Source organism: Streptomyces sp. M-16, from assembly GCF_052114405.1.
Classification (GTDB): Bacteria; Actinomycetota; Actinomycetes; order Streptomycetales; family Streptomycetaceae; genus Streptomyces.
On the sequence record NZ_JBFRER010000079.1, the window covers coordinates 17,262 to 33,101 of the forward strand.

At 73.8% G+C, this 15,840-nt stretch carries 13 protein-coding genes and 1 pseudogene; 11 read left to right on the plus strand and 3 right to left on the minus strand.

Features of this window, described 5'->3' with window-relative positions:
- Window positions 1-34 precede the first annotated feature (34 nt).
- A complete protein-coding gene (locus AB4039_RS28835; protein WP_442272164.1) occupies window positions 35-1,816 on the plus strand; it encodes a BACON domain-containing protein in 1,782 nt (593 codons plus the stop codon).
- 5 nt (window positions 1,817-1,821) lie between these two features.
- Here AB4039_RS28835 and AB4039_RS28840 read toward each other — a convergent pair whose 3' ends face one another.
- Window positions 1,822-2,640 (minus strand): hypothetical protein, encoded by an 819-nt coding sequence (locus tag AB4039_RS28840; RefSeq protein ID WP_266839792.1) that lies wholly within the window; start codon window positions 2,638-2,640, stop codon window positions 1,822-1,824.
- A gap of 62 nt (window positions 2,641-2,702) precedes the next feature.
- Here AB4039_RS28840 and AB4039_RS28845 point away from each other — a divergent pair, with 62 nt between their 5' ends.
- The 5 genes and pseudogenes from AB4039_RS28845 to ilvD all read left to right on the plus strand — a co-directional run bounded on the left by AB4039_RS28845 (window position 2,703) and on the right by ilvD (window position 7,956).
- The gene (locus tag AB4039_RS28845) at window positions 2,703-3,629 is read left to right on the plus strand and encodes a Ppx/GppA phosphatase family protein (RefSeq protein WP_266839790.1); all 927 of its coding nucleotides are present in this window, start codon (window positions 2,703-2,705) and stop codon (window positions 3,627-3,629) included.
- A gap of 22 nt (window positions 3,630-3,651) precedes the next feature.
- Complete coding sequence (locus tag AB4039_RS28850) at window positions 3,652-4,302, plus strand: class I SAM-dependent methyltransferase (RefSeq protein ID WP_442272168.1); 651 nt, start codon at window positions 3,652-3,654, stop codon at window positions 4,300-4,302.
- 56 nt (window positions 4,303-4,358) lie between these two features.
- On the plus strand, window positions 4,359-5,183 hold the full coding sequence (locus AB4039_RS28855) for a sugar phosphate isomerase/epimerase family protein (RefSeq protein WP_442272165.1): 825 nt from the start codon (window positions 4,359-4,361) through the stop codon (window positions 5,181-5,183).
- 191 nt (window positions 5,184-5,374) lie between these two features.
- Window positions 5,375-5,983: pseudogene (locus tag AB4039_RS28860) on the plus strand (TetR/AcrR family transcriptional regulator); the annotation flags it as partial.
- Between the two features lie 122 nt (window positions 5,984-6,105).
- Window positions 6,106-7,956, plus strand: coding sequence for a dihydroxy-acid dehydratase (gene ilvD, locus AB4039_RS28865; protein WP_266839787.1), 1,851 nt, complete (start codon window positions 6,106-6,108; stop codon window positions 7,954-7,956).
- A 155-nt stretch (window positions 7,957-8,111) separates the two neighbouring features.
- On the opposite strand, the gene AB4039_RS28870 is transcribed toward ilvD, so the two are convergent.
- The gene (locus tag AB4039_RS28870; protein ID WP_442272166.1) at window positions 8,112-10,253 is read right to left on the minus strand and encodes a protein kinase domain-containing protein; all 2,142 of its coding nucleotides are present in this window, start codon (window positions 10,251-10,253) and stop codon (window positions 8,112-8,114) included.
- A gap of 106 nt (window positions 10,254-10,359) precedes the next feature.
- Here AB4039_RS28870 and AB4039_RS28875 point away from each other — a divergent pair, with 106 nt between their 5' ends.
- The 5 genes from AB4039_RS28875 to proC all read left to right on the plus strand — a co-directional run bounded on the left by AB4039_RS28875 (window position 10,360) and on the right by proC (window position 14,081).
- Entirely contained in the window at window positions 10,360-10,662 is a 303-nt protein-coding gene (locus AB4039_RS28875) for a peptidase (RefSeq protein WP_266839783.1), read from the plus strand.
- A gap of 241 nt (window positions 10,663-10,903) precedes the next feature.
- Window positions 10,904-11,437 carry a hypothetical protein gene (locus AB4039_RS28880; protein WP_266839780.1) on the plus strand — a complete coding sequence of 178 codons (534 nt, stop codon included), beginning with the start codon at window positions 10,904-10,906 and terminating at the stop codon, window positions 11,435-11,437.
- A gap of 119 nt (window positions 11,438-11,556) precedes the next feature.
- On the plus strand, window positions 11,557-12,396 hold the full coding sequence (locus AB4039_RS28885; RefSeq protein ID WP_266839778.1) for an ABC transporter ATP-binding protein: 840 nt from the start codon (window positions 11,557-11,559) through the stop codon (window positions 12,394-12,396).
- Complete coding sequence (locus AB4039_RS28890; RefSeq protein ID WP_442272167.1) at window positions 12,393-13,175, plus strand: ABC transporter permease; 783 nt, start codon at window positions 12,393-12,395, stop codon at window positions 13,173-13,175. The genes AB4039_RS28885 and AB4039_RS28890 overlap by 4 nt, the downstream gene beginning before the upstream one ends.
- Window positions 13,176-13,271: 96 nt before the next feature.
- Window positions 13,272-14,081: a pyrroline-5-carboxylate reductase gene (gene proC / locus AB4039_RS28895; protein WP_266839775.1), complete on the plus strand. Its 810-nt coding sequence runs from the start codon at window positions 13,272-13,274 to the stop codon at window positions 14,079-14,081.
- Window positions 14,082-14,157: 76 nt separating this feature from the next.
- On the opposite strand, the gene trpS is transcribed toward proC, so the two are convergent.
- A complete protein-coding gene (gene trpS, locus AB4039_RS28900; RefSeq protein WP_266839774.1) occupies window positions 14,158-15,156 on the minus strand; it encodes a tryptophan--tRNA ligase in 999 nt (332 codons plus the stop codon).
- Between the last annotated feature and the right edge of the window lie 684 nt (window positions 15,157-15,840).

The window sequence follows — 15,840 nt, forward strand, 5'->3', positions numbered from 1 at the left end:
GGGGCGTCACCGGCGCGCCGCCTACGGTCGCCAGGTGAACAGCAGCAACCAGGGAGACCCCGCATCGCGCACCGGCGCACACCGGGCGCACGGGCGCACGCTCTCGGCGCCCTCGGTGGACCCGGCGGCCCCGGGGGACCCCGTCCGCCCGGTGGCCCCGGCCGAACAGCCCCCGCCCTCCCGGCACGAGCCCTACCTGGACGGACTGTTCACCTACTGCCTCTCCGTCCTCTGTGACCACGACACCGCCACCGAGGTGCTCGGTGACGTCCTCGTCGTCGCCGAACGCCATCCCGGCCGGTGTCCCGACGAGGGCGGCCGCCGCGCCTGGCTGTACGCCCTGGCCCGCTGGGGCTGCCTGAACCGGCTGGCCGAGCGGCGGAGCGCACGCCAGGGGGCGCATTCCGCCCGGCGTACGCCGGAGCACACGAACGCCGGGCGTGCTCCGGGGGAGCGCCCGGGGTCCGACGTCAGCGCCCACCGCCGTGCCGAGCTGGCCCGGCTCGCCTGGCCCGAGGCCGCCGGCACCACCCCCGAGCAGCGTGAAGCCCTCGAACTCGCCGTCCGCCACCGCCTCGGCGTCGGGGAACTCGCCGCCGTCCTCGGCACCCCCGCCGCCGCCGCACGCGAACTGCTGTCCGGCGCCGCCTGCGAGGTGGAGCGCRCCCGCGCCGCCCTCGCCGTCGTGGAGAGCGGCAACTGTCCGGCCGTGGCCCGCCTCACCGGCGACCGGGGCGACGGCGCCCCCGGCGACGTCCTGCTGTCCAGCACCCTGCGCGCCGAACTCGTCCGCCACGTCGACGACTGCCCGCGCTGCCGCCGCGCCGCCGAACGCGTGGGCGCCGGCGCCCCCTGGCCCGGTACCGGCGCCGTCCACGCCGCGCTCCCGCTGGTCCCGGCCCCCCGCCCCGCCCTGCACGCCGCGATGCTCCGCTCGGGCCGGCGCCGCGGCGGGCGCCCCGGACCGCGCTTCGACCGGACCGGTTTCCCCATGGACCCCAAGGACCGCGCCGCGCGCCGCGACCGGCTCCGGGCGCGGGCCGTGACCACCACCGTCGTCGCCACCGTCGTCGCCGCTCCCGTACTCGCCCTGTGGGCGGCGTACCGGGGTGCCCCCGTCACCGGCGAACCCGTCGGCGCCGACGGCACCCGCATCTCCGCCGGCGAATCGCAGATCCCGCCCCCGTACGCGGCCGAGGGGCGCCCCCTGACCGCCTACGAGAACACCGGCAACACCGCGCACACCACCGGCGAGCCCGGCTTCGCCCCCGGCGCCGCCGGCCCCGACGTCTCCGTCGAGGTGATCAGCACCGGCGCGCCCGCCGCCCCCGGCGCGGACGCCCCCGGCGCCCCCGGCCGGCTCACGGTCGCCGCCACCACCCGCGGCTCCACCACCCTGCTCACCCTCACGGCCTCCGGCGGCGGCCCCGTCGACTGGCGGCTCTGGTCGGACGCGCCCTGGCTGCGCGCGAGCCGGACGGCGGGCACCCTCGCCCCCGGAGAATCGGTCATCCTGCGGATCACCGTGGACGCCGGGGCCGAGCCCGTCGGCGCATGGAGCGCCCGCGTCGGGGTGGACCCCGCCGGCGCGATGATCGTCGTCCAGGGCCGGGGCCGCCCGGCCCCCACCCCGGACCCGCCGGAGCCCACCCCGACCCCGACGCCCACCCCCACGCCGACACCGACACCGACCCCCACCCCGACGCCCACGCCGACCCCGACGCCCACGCCGACGCCCACGCCGACGGACCCCCCGGCCCCGGAGCCGTCCTCAGGAGGAACGGTTTCCCCCGGACCGGCCCCCTCCGGGTCCTGACACCGTCAGGCGCGGTCCACCGGGGGCACCGGATCCGCGGGATGCGGCGCCATCGGCAGCAGCGAGGCCAGCCGCGCCTCGCACAGCTTCACCAGCTCCGCGTACCCCGCCTCGCCCATCAGCTCCGTCAGCTCCGCCCGGTACGACACGTACACCGGGTCGCCGGCACCGTGCGCGGAGGTCGCCGACGTGCACCACCAGTGCAGGTCGTGACCGCCCGGTCCCCAGCCGCGCCGGTCGTACTCGCCGATCGACACCTGCAGGATCCGGGTGTCGTCGGGGCGGTCGATCCAGTCGTACGTCCGGCGGATCGGCAGCTGCCAGCACACGTCCGGCTTGGTCTCCAGCGGCTCCTGGCCCCCCTTGAGGGCCAGGATGTGCAGCGAGCACCCCGCCCCGGCCGGGAAACCGGGCCGGTTCAGGAAGATGCAGGCCCCGTCCCAGCGGCGGGTCTGCTTCTCCCCGTCGTCGTCGAGCTGCGTCCAGCCGGACTCGCTCCCGACGTCGTGGAACTGCCACAGCTCGGGTGTGAGCCGCGCCACGTTCTCGGCGACCCGCTTCTCGTCGTCCTCGTCGGAGAAGTGCGCCCCGAGGGTGCAGCAGCCGTCATCGGCCCGCCCGGCCTGGATCCCCTGGCAGCCACTGCCGAAGATGCAGGTCCAGCGGGAGGTCAGCCAGGTCAGGTCGCAGCGGAAGACCTGCTCGTCATCGGCGGGGTCGGGGAATTCCACCCAGGCCCGGGGGAAGTCGAGCCCCTTCTCGTCCTGCTCCTTGCCCTTGTCCTTGTTCGACCGGGTCTTGTTGGCCTTCTTCGTATTTGGCACAAAGCCCAGCCTAAGGGCCCCTTACTCCGCTCCCCCGCGTTCGGCCCAGTAGCGTTTCCCGCATGAGACTCGGTGTCCTGGATGTGGGTTCGAACACGATCCATCTGCTGGTGGTGGACGCGCACCCCGGCGCGCGCCCGCTGCCCGCGCACTCGCACAAGGTGCAACTGCGCCTGGCGCAGCTCCTGGACGAGCGCGGGGCCGTCAGCGCGGACGGCATAGAGCGCCTCGTCTCGGTGATCGGCGAGGCCGTGCAGGCCGCCGAGGACAAGGGCTGCGAGGACCTGCTGCCCTTCGCGACCAGCGCGGTGCGCGAGGCCACCAACGCCGACGAGGTCCTCACCCGCGTGAAGGCCGAGACCGGGCTGGAGCTCCCGGTCCTCAGCGGCGACGACGAGGCCCGGCTGACCTTCCTCGCGGTCCGGCGGTGGTTCGGCTGGTCGGCCGGCAAGCTGCTGGTCCTGGACATCGGCGGCGGCTCGCTGGAGATCGCGTACGGCATCGACGAGGAGCCGGACAAGGCCGTCTCCCTCCCGCTCGGCGCCGGCCGCCTCACCTCCGCCTGGCTCCCCGGCGACCCGCCGGACCCGGCGGACGTGAAGGCCCTGCGCCGGCACGTGCGGGCCGGCATCGCCCGCACGGTCGGCGAGTTCAGCCGCTTCGGCGCCCCGGACCACGTCGTCGCCACCTCGAAGACCTTCAAGCAGCTCGCCCGCATCGCGGGAGCGGCCAGGGAGGCGGACGGCCTGTACGTGCAGCGCGACCTGACCCGCAAGTCCCTGGGCGAGTGGGTCCCGCGACTGGCCGCGATGACCACCGCCGAACGCTCCGCCCTCCCCGGCGTCTCGGACGGCCGGGCCGCCCAGCTCCTGGCCGGGGCCCTGGTGGCGGAGGCCGCGATGGACCTCTTCGGCGTGGACGAGCTGGAGATCTGCCCGTGGGCCCTGCGCGAGGGCGTGATCCTGCGGAGGCTGGACCACCTGCCGTAGCCCCGGCGATCATCGCCGGATGATCACGATCCTGACGCCCCGCGCCATCGAGGCGCTCGGCCGGTTCAACGACGCCCACCCCTGGGACCACAACGCCCACTACCACCCGTGGATCCTGCGGCAGCTGCCCCGCCGGTGCGCCCGCGCGCTGGACGTCGGCTCCGGCAGCGGCGACCTGGCCAGGGCGCTGACCGCGCGCGCCGCCGCCGTGCGCGGGGTAGACGCCGACCCGCGGATCGTCGCGCGGGCCCGGGAGCTCACCCCCGCCGGGGCGCCGGTGACCTTCGCCRTCGGGGAGGCCCTGGCGGAGGAGGGGACGTACGACGTCGTCACGTGCGTGGCCGTCCTCCACCACCTGCCGTTCACCGAGGCCCTCGGCCACTTCCGCGAGCGGCTCGCGCCCGGCGGGACCCTGGTCGTCGTCGGCGCGTACCGGGCGCGGACCCGCGGCGACCACCTCCTCGGCGCCGTCGCGGTCCCGCTGAACGCCGCCCTGGGATGGATCAAGAACAAGGGGCGGACGGCACCCCGCCCGGCTTCGATGACCGCCCCGACCAGGCCCGCGTCCATGACCTTCGCCGAGATCGCCCACGAGGCCGCCCGGCTGCTGCCGGGAGTGCGGCTGCGCCGTCGGCTGTTCTGGCGCTACACGCTGGTCTGGCGACGGCATTGAGACGGCTTCCGGGGCCGGGCCGCCCCGGCGGGGCAGGGGCCCCGTAATCTGTCCCCGTGGCAGAACCAGTCCGTAYCCCGACCACCACCACCCCGAAAGTCGCGCTCTCCACCGCCTCCGTCTACCCGGAGTCCACGGCGACCGCCTTCGAGATCGCCGCCCGCCTCGGCTACGACGGCGTCGAGGTCATGGTCTGGACGGACCCGGTCAGCCAGGACGTCGACGCCCTGCGCCGGCTGTCGGACCGTCACGGGGTGCCGATCCTGGCCGTCCACGCCCCCTGCCTGCTGATCACCCAGCGCGTGTGGTCCACCGACCCCTGGATCAAGCTCCAGCGCGCCCGCGCGGCGGCCGAGAAGCTCGGCGCGAGCACGGTCGTCGTGCACCCGCCGTTCCGTTGGCAGCGGCAGTACTCCCGCGACTTCGTCACCGGGATCTGGCGGATGGCCGACGAGACCGACGTCCGCTTCGCCGTGGAGAACATGTACCCCTGGCGCTACCGCGACCGCGAGATGCTCGCCTACGCGCCCGAGTGGGACGTCACCAAGGACGACTACCGGCACTTCACCGTCGACCTCTCGCACACCGCGACCGCCCGTACGGACGCCACCGCCATGATCGACCGGATGGGTGACCGGCTCGCCCACATCCACCTCGCCGACGGCAACGGATCGGCCAAGGACGAGCACCTGGTGCCCGGCCGGGGCACCCAGCCCTGCGCGGAGCTGCTCACCGGCCTGGCCCGGACCTCCTTCGACGGGCACGTCGTCATCGAGGTGAACACCCGCCGCGCCATGTCGTCAGCCGAGCGCGAGGCCGACCTCGCCGAGGCGCTGGCCTTCACCCGCCTGCACCTCTCGAAGCCGGTGCGCCGCTCATGACGGAGCCGTCCGGGCAGGCCGAGCCGTCCGAGGCCGCCGCCGAACCGCCCGCCGAGCCCGCCGAGCCCGCCGAGCCCGCCGAACCGCCCGCCGAGCCCGCCGAGCCTGGCAAGCCCGCCGAGCCCGCCGAACCGCCCGCCGAGCCCGCCGCGCCCGTCAAGCCCGCCGAACCGCCCGCCGCGCCCGCCGCGCCCGTCAAGCGCCGCCGCGGCCCCGGCCGGCCCCGCCAGGACGAGACCGACGACGGCCCCGGCACCCAGGAGCGGATCCGCCTCGCCGCCCGCGAGGTGTTCGCCGAACGCGGCTACGACAAGACGTCCGTCCGCGGCATCGCCAAGGTGGCCGGCGTGGACCCGGCCCTGGTGCACCACTACTTCGGGAGCAAGGACGACCTCTTCGCCGCCGCCATCGAGGTGAGCATGGAGCCCGCCCTGGTGGTCCCGGCGATCATCGGCGAGGGCCCCGAAGGCATCGGGGAACGGCTGGCCCGCTACTTCCTCGGCATCTGGGAGAACCCGGTCTCCCGCGCCCCCCTGCTTGCCGTGATCCGCTCCGCCCTCACCCACGAGGCCGCCGCCAAGGTGCTGCGCGGCCTGATCCTGCGCCGGGTCCTGGAGCGGGTCGCCGCCGACCTCGACGTACCGGACCCGACGCTGCGGGCCGAGCTGGCCGCCTCCCACATGATCGGCATCGCGCTGCTGCGCTACGTGGTCCGCGTGGAGCCGCTCGCGTCCGCCGACCCGGAGCGGATCGTCGCCCTCGTGGCACCCACGCTCCAGCGCTACCTGACCGAGGAATGAGCCCGTCGTCCCGGCATCCGGACGAGCTGTCCGGATCGCGGGCGGTGGGCGTAGCTTTGTAACCGAGCCATATCCGCAGTCGCGGCTGACCGTACAGCCGCACTCATGGGGAGTGAAACCGCATGCCCGAGCTGAGGTCCCGCACCGTCACCCACGGCCGCAACATGGCAGGCGCTCGTGCGCTGATGCGCGCGTCGGGCGTAGCGAGCGAGGACATCGGCAAGCCGATCATCGCGGTCGCCAACTCCTTCACCGAGTTCGTCCCCGGCCACACCCACCTGGCCCCGGTCGGCCGCATCGTCTCGGACGCGATCCGCGCCGCCGGCGCGATCCCGCGCGAGTTCAACACGATCGCGGTCGACGACGGCATCGCCATGGGCCACGCCGGCATGCTGTACTCCCTGCCCTCCCGCGACCTGATCGCGGACTCGGTCGAGTACATGGTCGAGGCGCACTGCGCCGACGCGCTGATCTGCATCTCCAACTGCGACAAGATCACCCCCGGCATGCTGATGGCCGCCATGCGCCTCAACATCCCGGTCGTCTTCGTCTCCGGCGGCCCGATGGAGGCCGGCCAGGCCACCCTCGTCGACGGCACCGTGCGCAAGCTCGACCTGATCGACGCCATGGTCGACGCCTCCAACGAGAACGTCTCCGACGAGGACGTCCTGCGCATCGAGGAGAACGCCTGCCCGACCTGCGGCTCGTGTTCGGGCATGTTCACCGCCAACTCGATGAACTGCCTCGCCGAGGCCATCGGCCTCGCCCTCCCCGGCAACGGCTCGGTCCTCGCCACCCACACCGCCCGCCGCGCCCTGTACGAGGACGCCGGCCGCACGGTCGTGGAGATCACCAAGCGCTACTACGAGGGCGGCGACGAGTCCGTCCTCCCGCGCAACATCGCCAGCCGCGAGGCCTTCGAGAACGCCATGGCCCTCGACATCGCCATGGGCGGCTCCACGAACACGATCCTCCACCTCCTCGCCGCCGCCCAGGAGGCCGGCCTGGACTACGACCTCACCGACATCGACGCCGTCTCGCGCCGCGTCCCGTGCCTGGCCAAGGTCGCCCCGAACGTGGCGCCCGGCGGCACGTACTACATGGAGGACATCCACCGCGCCGGCGGCATCCCCGCCATCCTCGGCGAGCTGCACCGCGGCGGGCTCCTCAACAAGGACGTCACCACCGTCCACTCGGACAACCTGGAGGACTGGCTCGCGCAGTGGGACGCCCGCTCCGGGACCGCCTCCGACGTGGCGATGGAGCTGTGGCACGCGGCCCCCGGCTGCAAGCGCTCCGCGACCGCCTTCTCCCAGTCCGAGCGCTGGGAGACCCTCGACCTCGACGCCGAGGGCGGATGCATCCGCTCCGTGCAGCACGCGTACTCCAAGGACGGCGGCCTCGCCGTCCTGCGCGGCAACATCGCGGCCGACGGCTGCGTGGTCAAGACCGCCGGCGTCGACGAGTCGATCTGGACCTTCGAGGGCCCGGCCGTGGTCTGCGAATCGCAGGACGAGGCCGTCGAGAAGATCCTCTCCAAGCAGATCGCGCCGGGCGACGTGGTCGTCATCCGCTACGAGGGCCCGCGCGGCGGCCCCGGCATGCAGGAGATGCTCTACCCGACCTCCTTCCTCAAGGGCCGCGGCCTCGGCAAGGTCTGCGCCCTGGTGACGGACGGCCGCTTCTCCGGCGGCACCTCGGGCCTGTCCATCGGCCACGCCTCCCCGGAGGCGGCCTCGGGCGGCAACATCGCCGTCGTCGAGGACGGTGACCGGATCCGCATCGACATCCCGAACCGCTCCATCGAGCTCCTGGTCTCCGACGAGGTGCTGGCGGCCCGTCACGAGGCCCTCGGCGGCGTCTACGCCCCGAAGGACCGCGAGCGCAACGTCTCCGCGGCCCTGCGCGCCTACGCGGCGATGGCCACCAGCGCCGACAAGGGCGCGGTCCGCGACGTCACCCGCCTGGGCTGACCCACCGGCCTTCGGAACCCCGCCGGGCGGCTCACTACCCGGCGGGGTTCCGCGCGTCTCCCCCCTTTACGCGTCGCTCGCGCCGTTCGGCGCCGGGGCGCCTTCCGGCCTTCGCGCCGCCGCGCCGGGCTCCGCCCGTCGGCCGCGGCCGTGGCTCACCACCCGGCGGGGTTCCGGGCGTCCACGGCGAAGACGGTCCCGTCGGGGGCGGAGGCGTAGACCCGGCCGCCGGAGAACACGGGAGGGGGGACGGCGGCGCTCACCGTGGCCTGGCCGGTGGCCATGCGGGCCTTGGTCTGTCCCAGGAGTCGCCCCGTCGCCGCGTCGACGGCCAGCAGGCGGCCGTCCGACACGGTCAGGTACACCCGCCCGTCGAGGAACGCGGGACCGGAGCCGCTCGCCGCGCCGGTCTCCAGCCGCCACAGCTCCTTGTTCGTGTCGACCGCCACGACCGCGCCCTGCGTACCGAAGGCGTACACCGTTCCGTTCGGCTCCACCGTCGCCTGCGCGTCGTACAGCGGGGCCGCCAGCTGGACCCGGTGGACCGAGCGCGTCGCCAGGTCGATCCGGACGATGCCGCCCGCGTGGGTCGTCGGATCGTTGTCCAGCAGGCAGACCGCACCGCGTGCCGTGCCGAACGGCTGCAGCCGGCCCACCGCCCGTAGCTGCCAGCGCACCTCGCCGCTCGCCGCGTCGACTTCGGAGACCTGGGTGGACTTGCCGGCCGGATCGGCCGTCGACGCGTAGAACACGGGCTCGCCCTTCTGGCCCCGGCCACCCCACCACCCCGATCCCGGCTCGCCCCGCCCGGTCCAGCGCTCGGTGCCCGACGCGGCGTCGAAGGCGGTGACGCTGCCGTTCGGCGTCACCAGCAGGACGTGCGGACCGGCGGCCACCACGCGCGCGCCCGGAGGCAGCTTCTGCCGCCAGCGCTCCGCACCCGTACCCGCGTCCAGGGCCTGGAGGACCTCGCCGCCGGGAGCCGCCGCCAGCACCGTCCCGCCCGCGAACAGCGGGGTCATCGTGGTGGCACCCGGCTGGTCCGGGGCGTTCGTGCGGACGGCCCACGTCGTCGAACCGTCCGCGGCGTCGAGCCGGGCCGCGGCCAGCCCGCGGCCCGAGCAGTACAGCCCGGTGGCCTCGGCCGAGCAGGACGCGGTGTGCCCGCCCAGCGGGACCGACCACGGGGAGACGGGGTGCCCCGCCGCCGCAGAGGCCCCGGACACCTGTGGTGCGCGCTCGGGCGTCCGCGCGCCGGACCACAGGTACCCGCCGACGGCCACGGCGGCGAGCAGCAGCCCGAGGGCCCCCGCCGCGACCGCCCTCCGGCGTCCCGCGCGCCCGCGCTGCGCGTCCGCGGGGTCGAGGGGAGCCACCGGGTCGACGGGGTCCACGGCCGGCCGGTCCCGCCGGTGCGTGAGCTCTTCCTCGGCCACGGGCCGACGGGGGTGCGGTATGAAGGCCTGGGTGTCCTCGCCCGTCCGGCTCGTCACGGTCCGGATCTCGGCGATCAGCGCGTCGGCGGTCGGCCGGTCCGCCGGATCCTTCGCCAGGCACCGGGCCACGATCGGCACGAGCCGGGCCGGGAGCCCCGTCAGGTCCGGCTCGCTGTGCACCACCTGGTACGCCACGAGGTAGTGGCTGTCGGAGTCGAACGGCCCCCGCCCCGTGGCGGCGTGCACGAGCACCGCCCCCAGCGCGAACACGTCCGCCGCGGTCCCGACCTCGCGGGGCCGCTGGAACTGTTCCGGCGCCATGAACGGCGGCGTCCCGATCAGCTTGCCGGTCTCGGTGCGCAGGTCGCTGTCGGCCGGGCGCGAGATGCCGAAGTCGATGACCCGCACCCCGTCCGGAGCCATCAGCACGTTGCTGGGCTTCAGGTCCCGGTGCACGACCCCGGCCCGGTGGATGTCCCGCAGCGCCTCCGCCAGCCCGGCGGCGAGCCGGGCCAGCTCCGGCGGGTCCAGCACGCGCTCCCGTACCCGCTCGGAAAGCGTCGGGGCGTCGATGAACAGGGTGGCCATCCAGGGCCGTTCGGCATCCGGATCGGCGTCCACGACGGGCGCGGTGAACGCCCCGCTCACCCGCCGGGCGGCGGCGACCTCCTGCCGGAACCGCGCCCGGAACTCCGGATCCACCGCGTGCTGGGCGTGCACGACCTTGACGGCGAGTTTCAGCCCGGAGCTGGAGGCGGCCAGGTGGACGACGCCCATGCCACCGGAGCCGAGCACGGATTCGAGCCGGTACTGCCCGGCGTACTCCGGAAACCCCGCGTAGTCCGCGCGCAGCGAATGCACCGCTCACCACCCCCGTCGGAGCCTAGTCGATGGCACATGCGAGCATCCAAGGGCTTGCTACCCTGCGCGCGTTGCGCAGCGCAACACCCATGGGGGGAGACGTCTTATGTCAGTCGAGAACGAATCAAGCCAAGCCCAGGGCCTCGCGGCCACCGCCGGCCTGCCGATGTTCCAGGTCGCGCCGGGGTACCGGGTCAACGTCCGCAGCGGTCCCGGCACCGGCTACGCGATCATCGACACCCTGCCGCTCGGCGCGAGCGTCTCGATCCGCTGCCAGTGCCCGGGGACCACGGTCTCGGGCCCGTACGGCACGACGGACATCTGGGACTGCATCGGCAACGGGAAGTTCATCTCGGACGCCTACGTGAAGACCGGCACCGACGGCTACGTCGCCGGCCGCTGCGACTGAGCGCGGCGGAACCGGGAACGGCCGCGCCCCGGCCGGGCCCCWCGCACGAGGGGCCCGGCCGGGGCGCCGCCGTCCGGAAGGGACGGCCTAGCGGGCGCTCCGCTCCCGCAGCACGCCCACGGCGTCGGAGCCCCCGCCGTCTCCCGTGCCGCCCGGCGGCCGCCCGGCCGGGGCGAGGTCACCCGTTCCGCCTCGCGAGACGCCCCCGGCACCCGCACCCCGCCGGGGGATAATCGCCGCTGTGAGCGACGACGACCGACGAGACCAGACCCACGGCCGGGAAGCGGGCGCGGACCGGCCGGCCCCCGGGCCCCGGCCCGAGCCGATCAAGTTCTTCGGCACCACCTGGGTGGAGCACGACAACGGCTACGTCGCGCGCCGCGTCGCCGTCGCGGCCGGTTCGCTGCTCGGGGCCTTCGCCTCCGCGTACCTCCTGCGCTTCGCCTACGAGGGCCTGGAGATCGGCAACGTCGGTCCGTTCCTCAGCATCTCCGTGGTCGTGCTCTTCGCGATCGCCAGTTCCATCGCCTTCGTCAAGACCTGGGAGTCCTTCAGCCGCCGCCCCGCCCCGTCCTCCGACGAGGCCGCCCTCAAGGGCCTGAAGGCGATCGGTTTCATCGGCTCCCTCATCGCGTACTTCCTGCGCTGCCTCGTCGAAGCCCCCGGCGAGGCCCTCCGCCGCGCCGAGTACCAGCGGGCCGAGGCCGAGTACGCCCGCCGCCGCGGCACCCGTACCGGCAACCCGGCCGCCCGCCGCCCCAAGCGCAAGAAGTAACCCGGGCGCACCCCGCGCCACCCGGTGACCGCCCCCCCGCCGGGGCGTCCACCGGGGCGGGCGAGGTTCACCCCTCCCGCCGATTGACGACCGGCACCGCCAGGAGCATTATTCATCACATGATGAATAATGGGTCCGAGACGCCGTCGTCCCCCGCACCCCCCGCCGTCCACGCCCACCGCCTCACCGTCCGCCGCGGCACCGGCCGCACCCCGCGCACCGTGCTCGACGACCTCGCCTTCGAGGTCCCCCGCGGCCGCATCACCGGCCTCCTCGGCCCCTCCGGCTGCGGCAAATCCACCCTCATGCGCGCCGTCGTCGGCACCCAGGCCCACGTCACCGGCACCCTCGACGTCCTCGGCCGCCCCGCCGGCCACCCCGCGCTCCGGTCCCGCATCGGCTACGTCACCCAGGCCCCCTCCGTCTACGACGACCTCACCGTCCGGCAGAACCTCGACTACTTCGCCGCCGTCCTCGACCCCGGCCGCGCCGCCGCCGACCGCCGCCGCGAAGCCGTCACCCGCGCCATCACCGACGTCGACCTCACCACCCGCGCCGACGCCCTCGCCGGCAACCTCTCCGGCGGCCAGCGCAGCCGGGTCTCCCTCGCCGTCGCCCTGCTCGGCGCCCCCGAGCTGCTCGTCCTCGACGAACCCACCGTCGGCCTCGACCCCGTCCTGCGCCGCGACCTGTGGAACCTCTTCCACGACATCACCGCCACCCGCGGCGCCACGATCCTCGTCTCCTCCCACGTCATGGACGAGGCCGAGCGCTGCCACGACCTCCTCCTCATGCGCGAGGGCCGCATCCTCGCCCAGGACACCCCCGACGCCCTGCGCACCCGCACCCACGCCACCACCGTCGAGGAGGGCTTCCTGCGCCTCGTCGACGAAGCCGACGCCGCGGCCGCCCGCACGACCGCCCCCGCCCTCCCGACCCAGGAGCAGATCCAGCGATGACCGCCACGACCCCCGTGACCGCCATGACCCCCGTGACCGCGATGAGCGCCGCCCGCACCACCGCCACAGCAGCCCGCGTCCTGCGCCAGCTCCGCCACGACCCGCGCTCCATCGCCCTGATGCTGCTGGTCCCCGTCCTGATGCTGACCCTGCTCCGCTACGTCTTCGACGGCAGCCCGCGCACCTTCGACACCATCGGCGCGTCCCTCCTCGGGATCTTCCCCCTCATCACGATGTTCCTCGTCACCTCCATCGCCACCCTGCGCGAACGCACCTCCGGCACCCTCGAACGCCTCCTCGCCATGCCGCTGGGCAAGGGCGACCTCATCGCCGGCTACGCCCTCGCGTTCGGCGCCGTCGCCGTCGTCCAGTCCCTCCTCGCCACCGGCCTCGCCCTCTGGCTCCTCGGCCTCGACGTCGTCGGCTCCCCCTGGCTGCTCCTGCTCGTCGCCCTCCTCGACGCCCTCCTCGGCACCGCCCTCGGCCTCTTCGTCTCCGCCTTCGCCGCGTCCGAGTTCCAGGCCGTCCAGTTCATGCCGGCCGTGATCTTCCCGCAGCTGCTCCTGTGCGGACTCTTCGCCGCCCGCGACACCATGCAGCCGGTCCTCTCGGGCATCTCCGACGTCCTGCCCATGTCCTACGCCGTCGACGGCATGACCCAGGTCCTCACCCACACCGACATGACGGCCGACTTCGTCCGCGACACCGTCGTCGTGGCCGCCTGCGCCCTCCTCGTCCTCGCCCTCGGCGCCGCCACCCTCCGCCGCCGCACCCCGTAGACCGCCCACGGACCGGACACACCCGGCCCCATCACGCACCCGGGTGCAAGGATGAGCGCGTACGCCCTTACGTTCGTTCGGCGAGGTGAATCGGGCATGACCCAGACAGTCGCAGTCCTCGGTACCGGCAAGATCGGCGAGGCCCTGCTCAGCGGGATGATCCGCGGCGGCTGGCCCGCCGCGAAACTCCTCGTCACCGCCCGCCGCCCCGAACGCGCGGAGGAGCTCCGCACCCGCTACGGCGTCGAGGCCGTCACCAACGCCGAGGCCGCCAAGCGCGCCGACACCCTCATCCTCACCGTGAAGCCRCAGGACATGGGCAAGCTCCTCGAAGAGCTCGCCCCGCACGTCCCCGCCGGCCGCCTGGTCATCAGCGGCGCCGCCGGCATCCCGACCTCCTTCTTCGAGGAGCGCCTCGCCCCCGGCACCCCCGTCGTCCGCGTCATGACGAACACCCCCGCCCTCGTCGACGAGGCCATGTCCGTCATCTCGGCCGGCAGCCACGCCACCGCCGCCCACCTCGCCCACACCGAGGAGATCTTCGGCGGCGTCGGCAAGACCCTGCGCGTCCCCGAGTCCCAGCAGGACGCGGCCACCGCCCTCTCCGGCTCCGGCCCCGCCTACTTCTACTTCCTGGTCGAGGCCATGACCGACGCCGGCATCCTCCTCGGACTGCCCCGCGCCCAGGCCCACGACCTCATCGTCCAGGCCGCCATCGGCGCCGCCGTGATGCTCCGCGACAGCGGCGAGCACCCGGTCAAGCTCCGGGAGGCCGTCACCTCCCCGGCCGGTACGACCATCAACGCGATCGTCGAGCTGGAGAAGCACGGGGTCCGGGCGGCCCTGATCGCGGCCCTGGAGGCGGCCCGCGACCGCAGCCGCGAACTCGCCTCCGGCAACAGCTGACGGAGACGTACGGAGACGTCCGGTGGATACGGGGCGTACGTACGGGCCCGTACGTACGCCCCGGTCCCCTTCAGGTTCAGGCCTCCAGCAGCCCGATGGCCCGGTACGCCCGGTCCACGACCGGCCGCGCCAGGGCCCGCGCCCGCCCGGCCCCCTCCCGCAGCACCTTCTCCACCGCCGCCGGATCGGCCGCCAGCTCGGCGTGCCGTTCCTGCACCGGCCGCAGCAGCTCCACCACCGCGTCGGCGACGTCCCGCTTGAGCGCCCCGTACCCGCTGTACTGCTCCGCGAGCGCGGCCGGTTCCCCGCCGGTACAGGCGGCCAGCACGTCCAGCAGGTTCGCGACCCCCGGCCGCGCCTCCCGGTCGTAGACGACACCGCCGTCCCCGCTGTCGGTCACCGCCCGCATGACCTTCTTACGGATCACCCCGGGCTCGTCCAGCATGAACACCACCCCGGGCCCCGCCCCGCCGGACTTCCCCATCTTCGACGTGGGCTCCTGAAGGTCCATGACCCGCGCGGCCACCTTCGGGAGCGTCACCTTCGGCACCGTGAACGTGTGCCCGTACCGCTGGTTGAACCGCACCGCCAGGTCCCGGGCCAGCTCCACGTGCTGCCGCTGATCCTCACCCACCGGGACCTCCTCGGTCCCGTAGGCGAGGATGTCGGCGGCCATCAGCACGGGATACGTCAGGAGCGACAGCCGTACGCCCTCCCCGGCCGCCTGCGCCTGCGCGGACTTCTCCTTGTACTGGATCATCCGGCGCATCTCGCCGTCGGTGGCGGTGCATTCCAGGACGTACGAGAGACGGGTGTGCTCGTCGACGTGGCTCTGCATGAACAGGGTGCACTTCTGCGGGTCCAGCCCGGAGGCGAGGAACAGCGTCGCCACCTGCCTGCTGAGCCGGCGCACCCGCGCCGGATCGTGCTCGACGGTCAGCGCGTGGAGGTCCACGACGCAGAACAGCGCCTCGTCCGGCTGCTGGTCGGCCGCGACCCACTGCCGGAGGGCCCCCAGGTAGTTCCCCAGCGTCAGGTGCCCGGTCGGCTTGATCCCGCTGAAGATCCTCGTCATGTCCTGTCTCCCTGTTCGTGGCTGGTGTCGGTGTCGGGACCGCCGCGTCGGGCGACCGAGCCACTCCCGGGAGGGGAGAAACAGAAACGGCCGCCGGAAGCGGCGGCCGTGAGCGCATGCGTGCTCGCGTGGTGGTCGGCCGCCGTCAGGCGGCCCACCAGCGAAGGCTGGGCACGAGCGCATGCGTAGTCATGGGAGGCAGCGTAGCCCGGCAGGCATGAGGAGCGTGTGAGGTTTCCAGGACGGTCAGCCGGGGGTTGACACGTCTGTGCCCGATCCGTAAGGTTCTTCGAGTTGTCCGAAGTGAGCGCCGACCCCGGTCGGTCCCCGGACAGCCATCCCGCACTACACATTCGAACGAACGACGCATGTTGTCGTCTCGTTTTCATGCGTATTTGCGAATGAGGAATCCGCGTCCCAGGACGCGGCCCCCGATTGGCTTCGGGGGCAGGGAATCCGCTACTGTCTCACTCGCCGGAAGGGCCCAACAGCCCGGAACGCAAAACCCGCTGACTGGGAGTCAGGCCCGAAAGGATCTGATAGAGTCGGAACCGCCGGAAAGGGAAAGCGCGAAAGCGCAGAACCTCGAAAGCGCCGAGGAAAATCGGACACGAAAGAGTCTGATAGAGTCGGAAACGCAAGAACACAGAACGAAAGCCCGGAGGAAAGCCCGAGAGGGTGAGT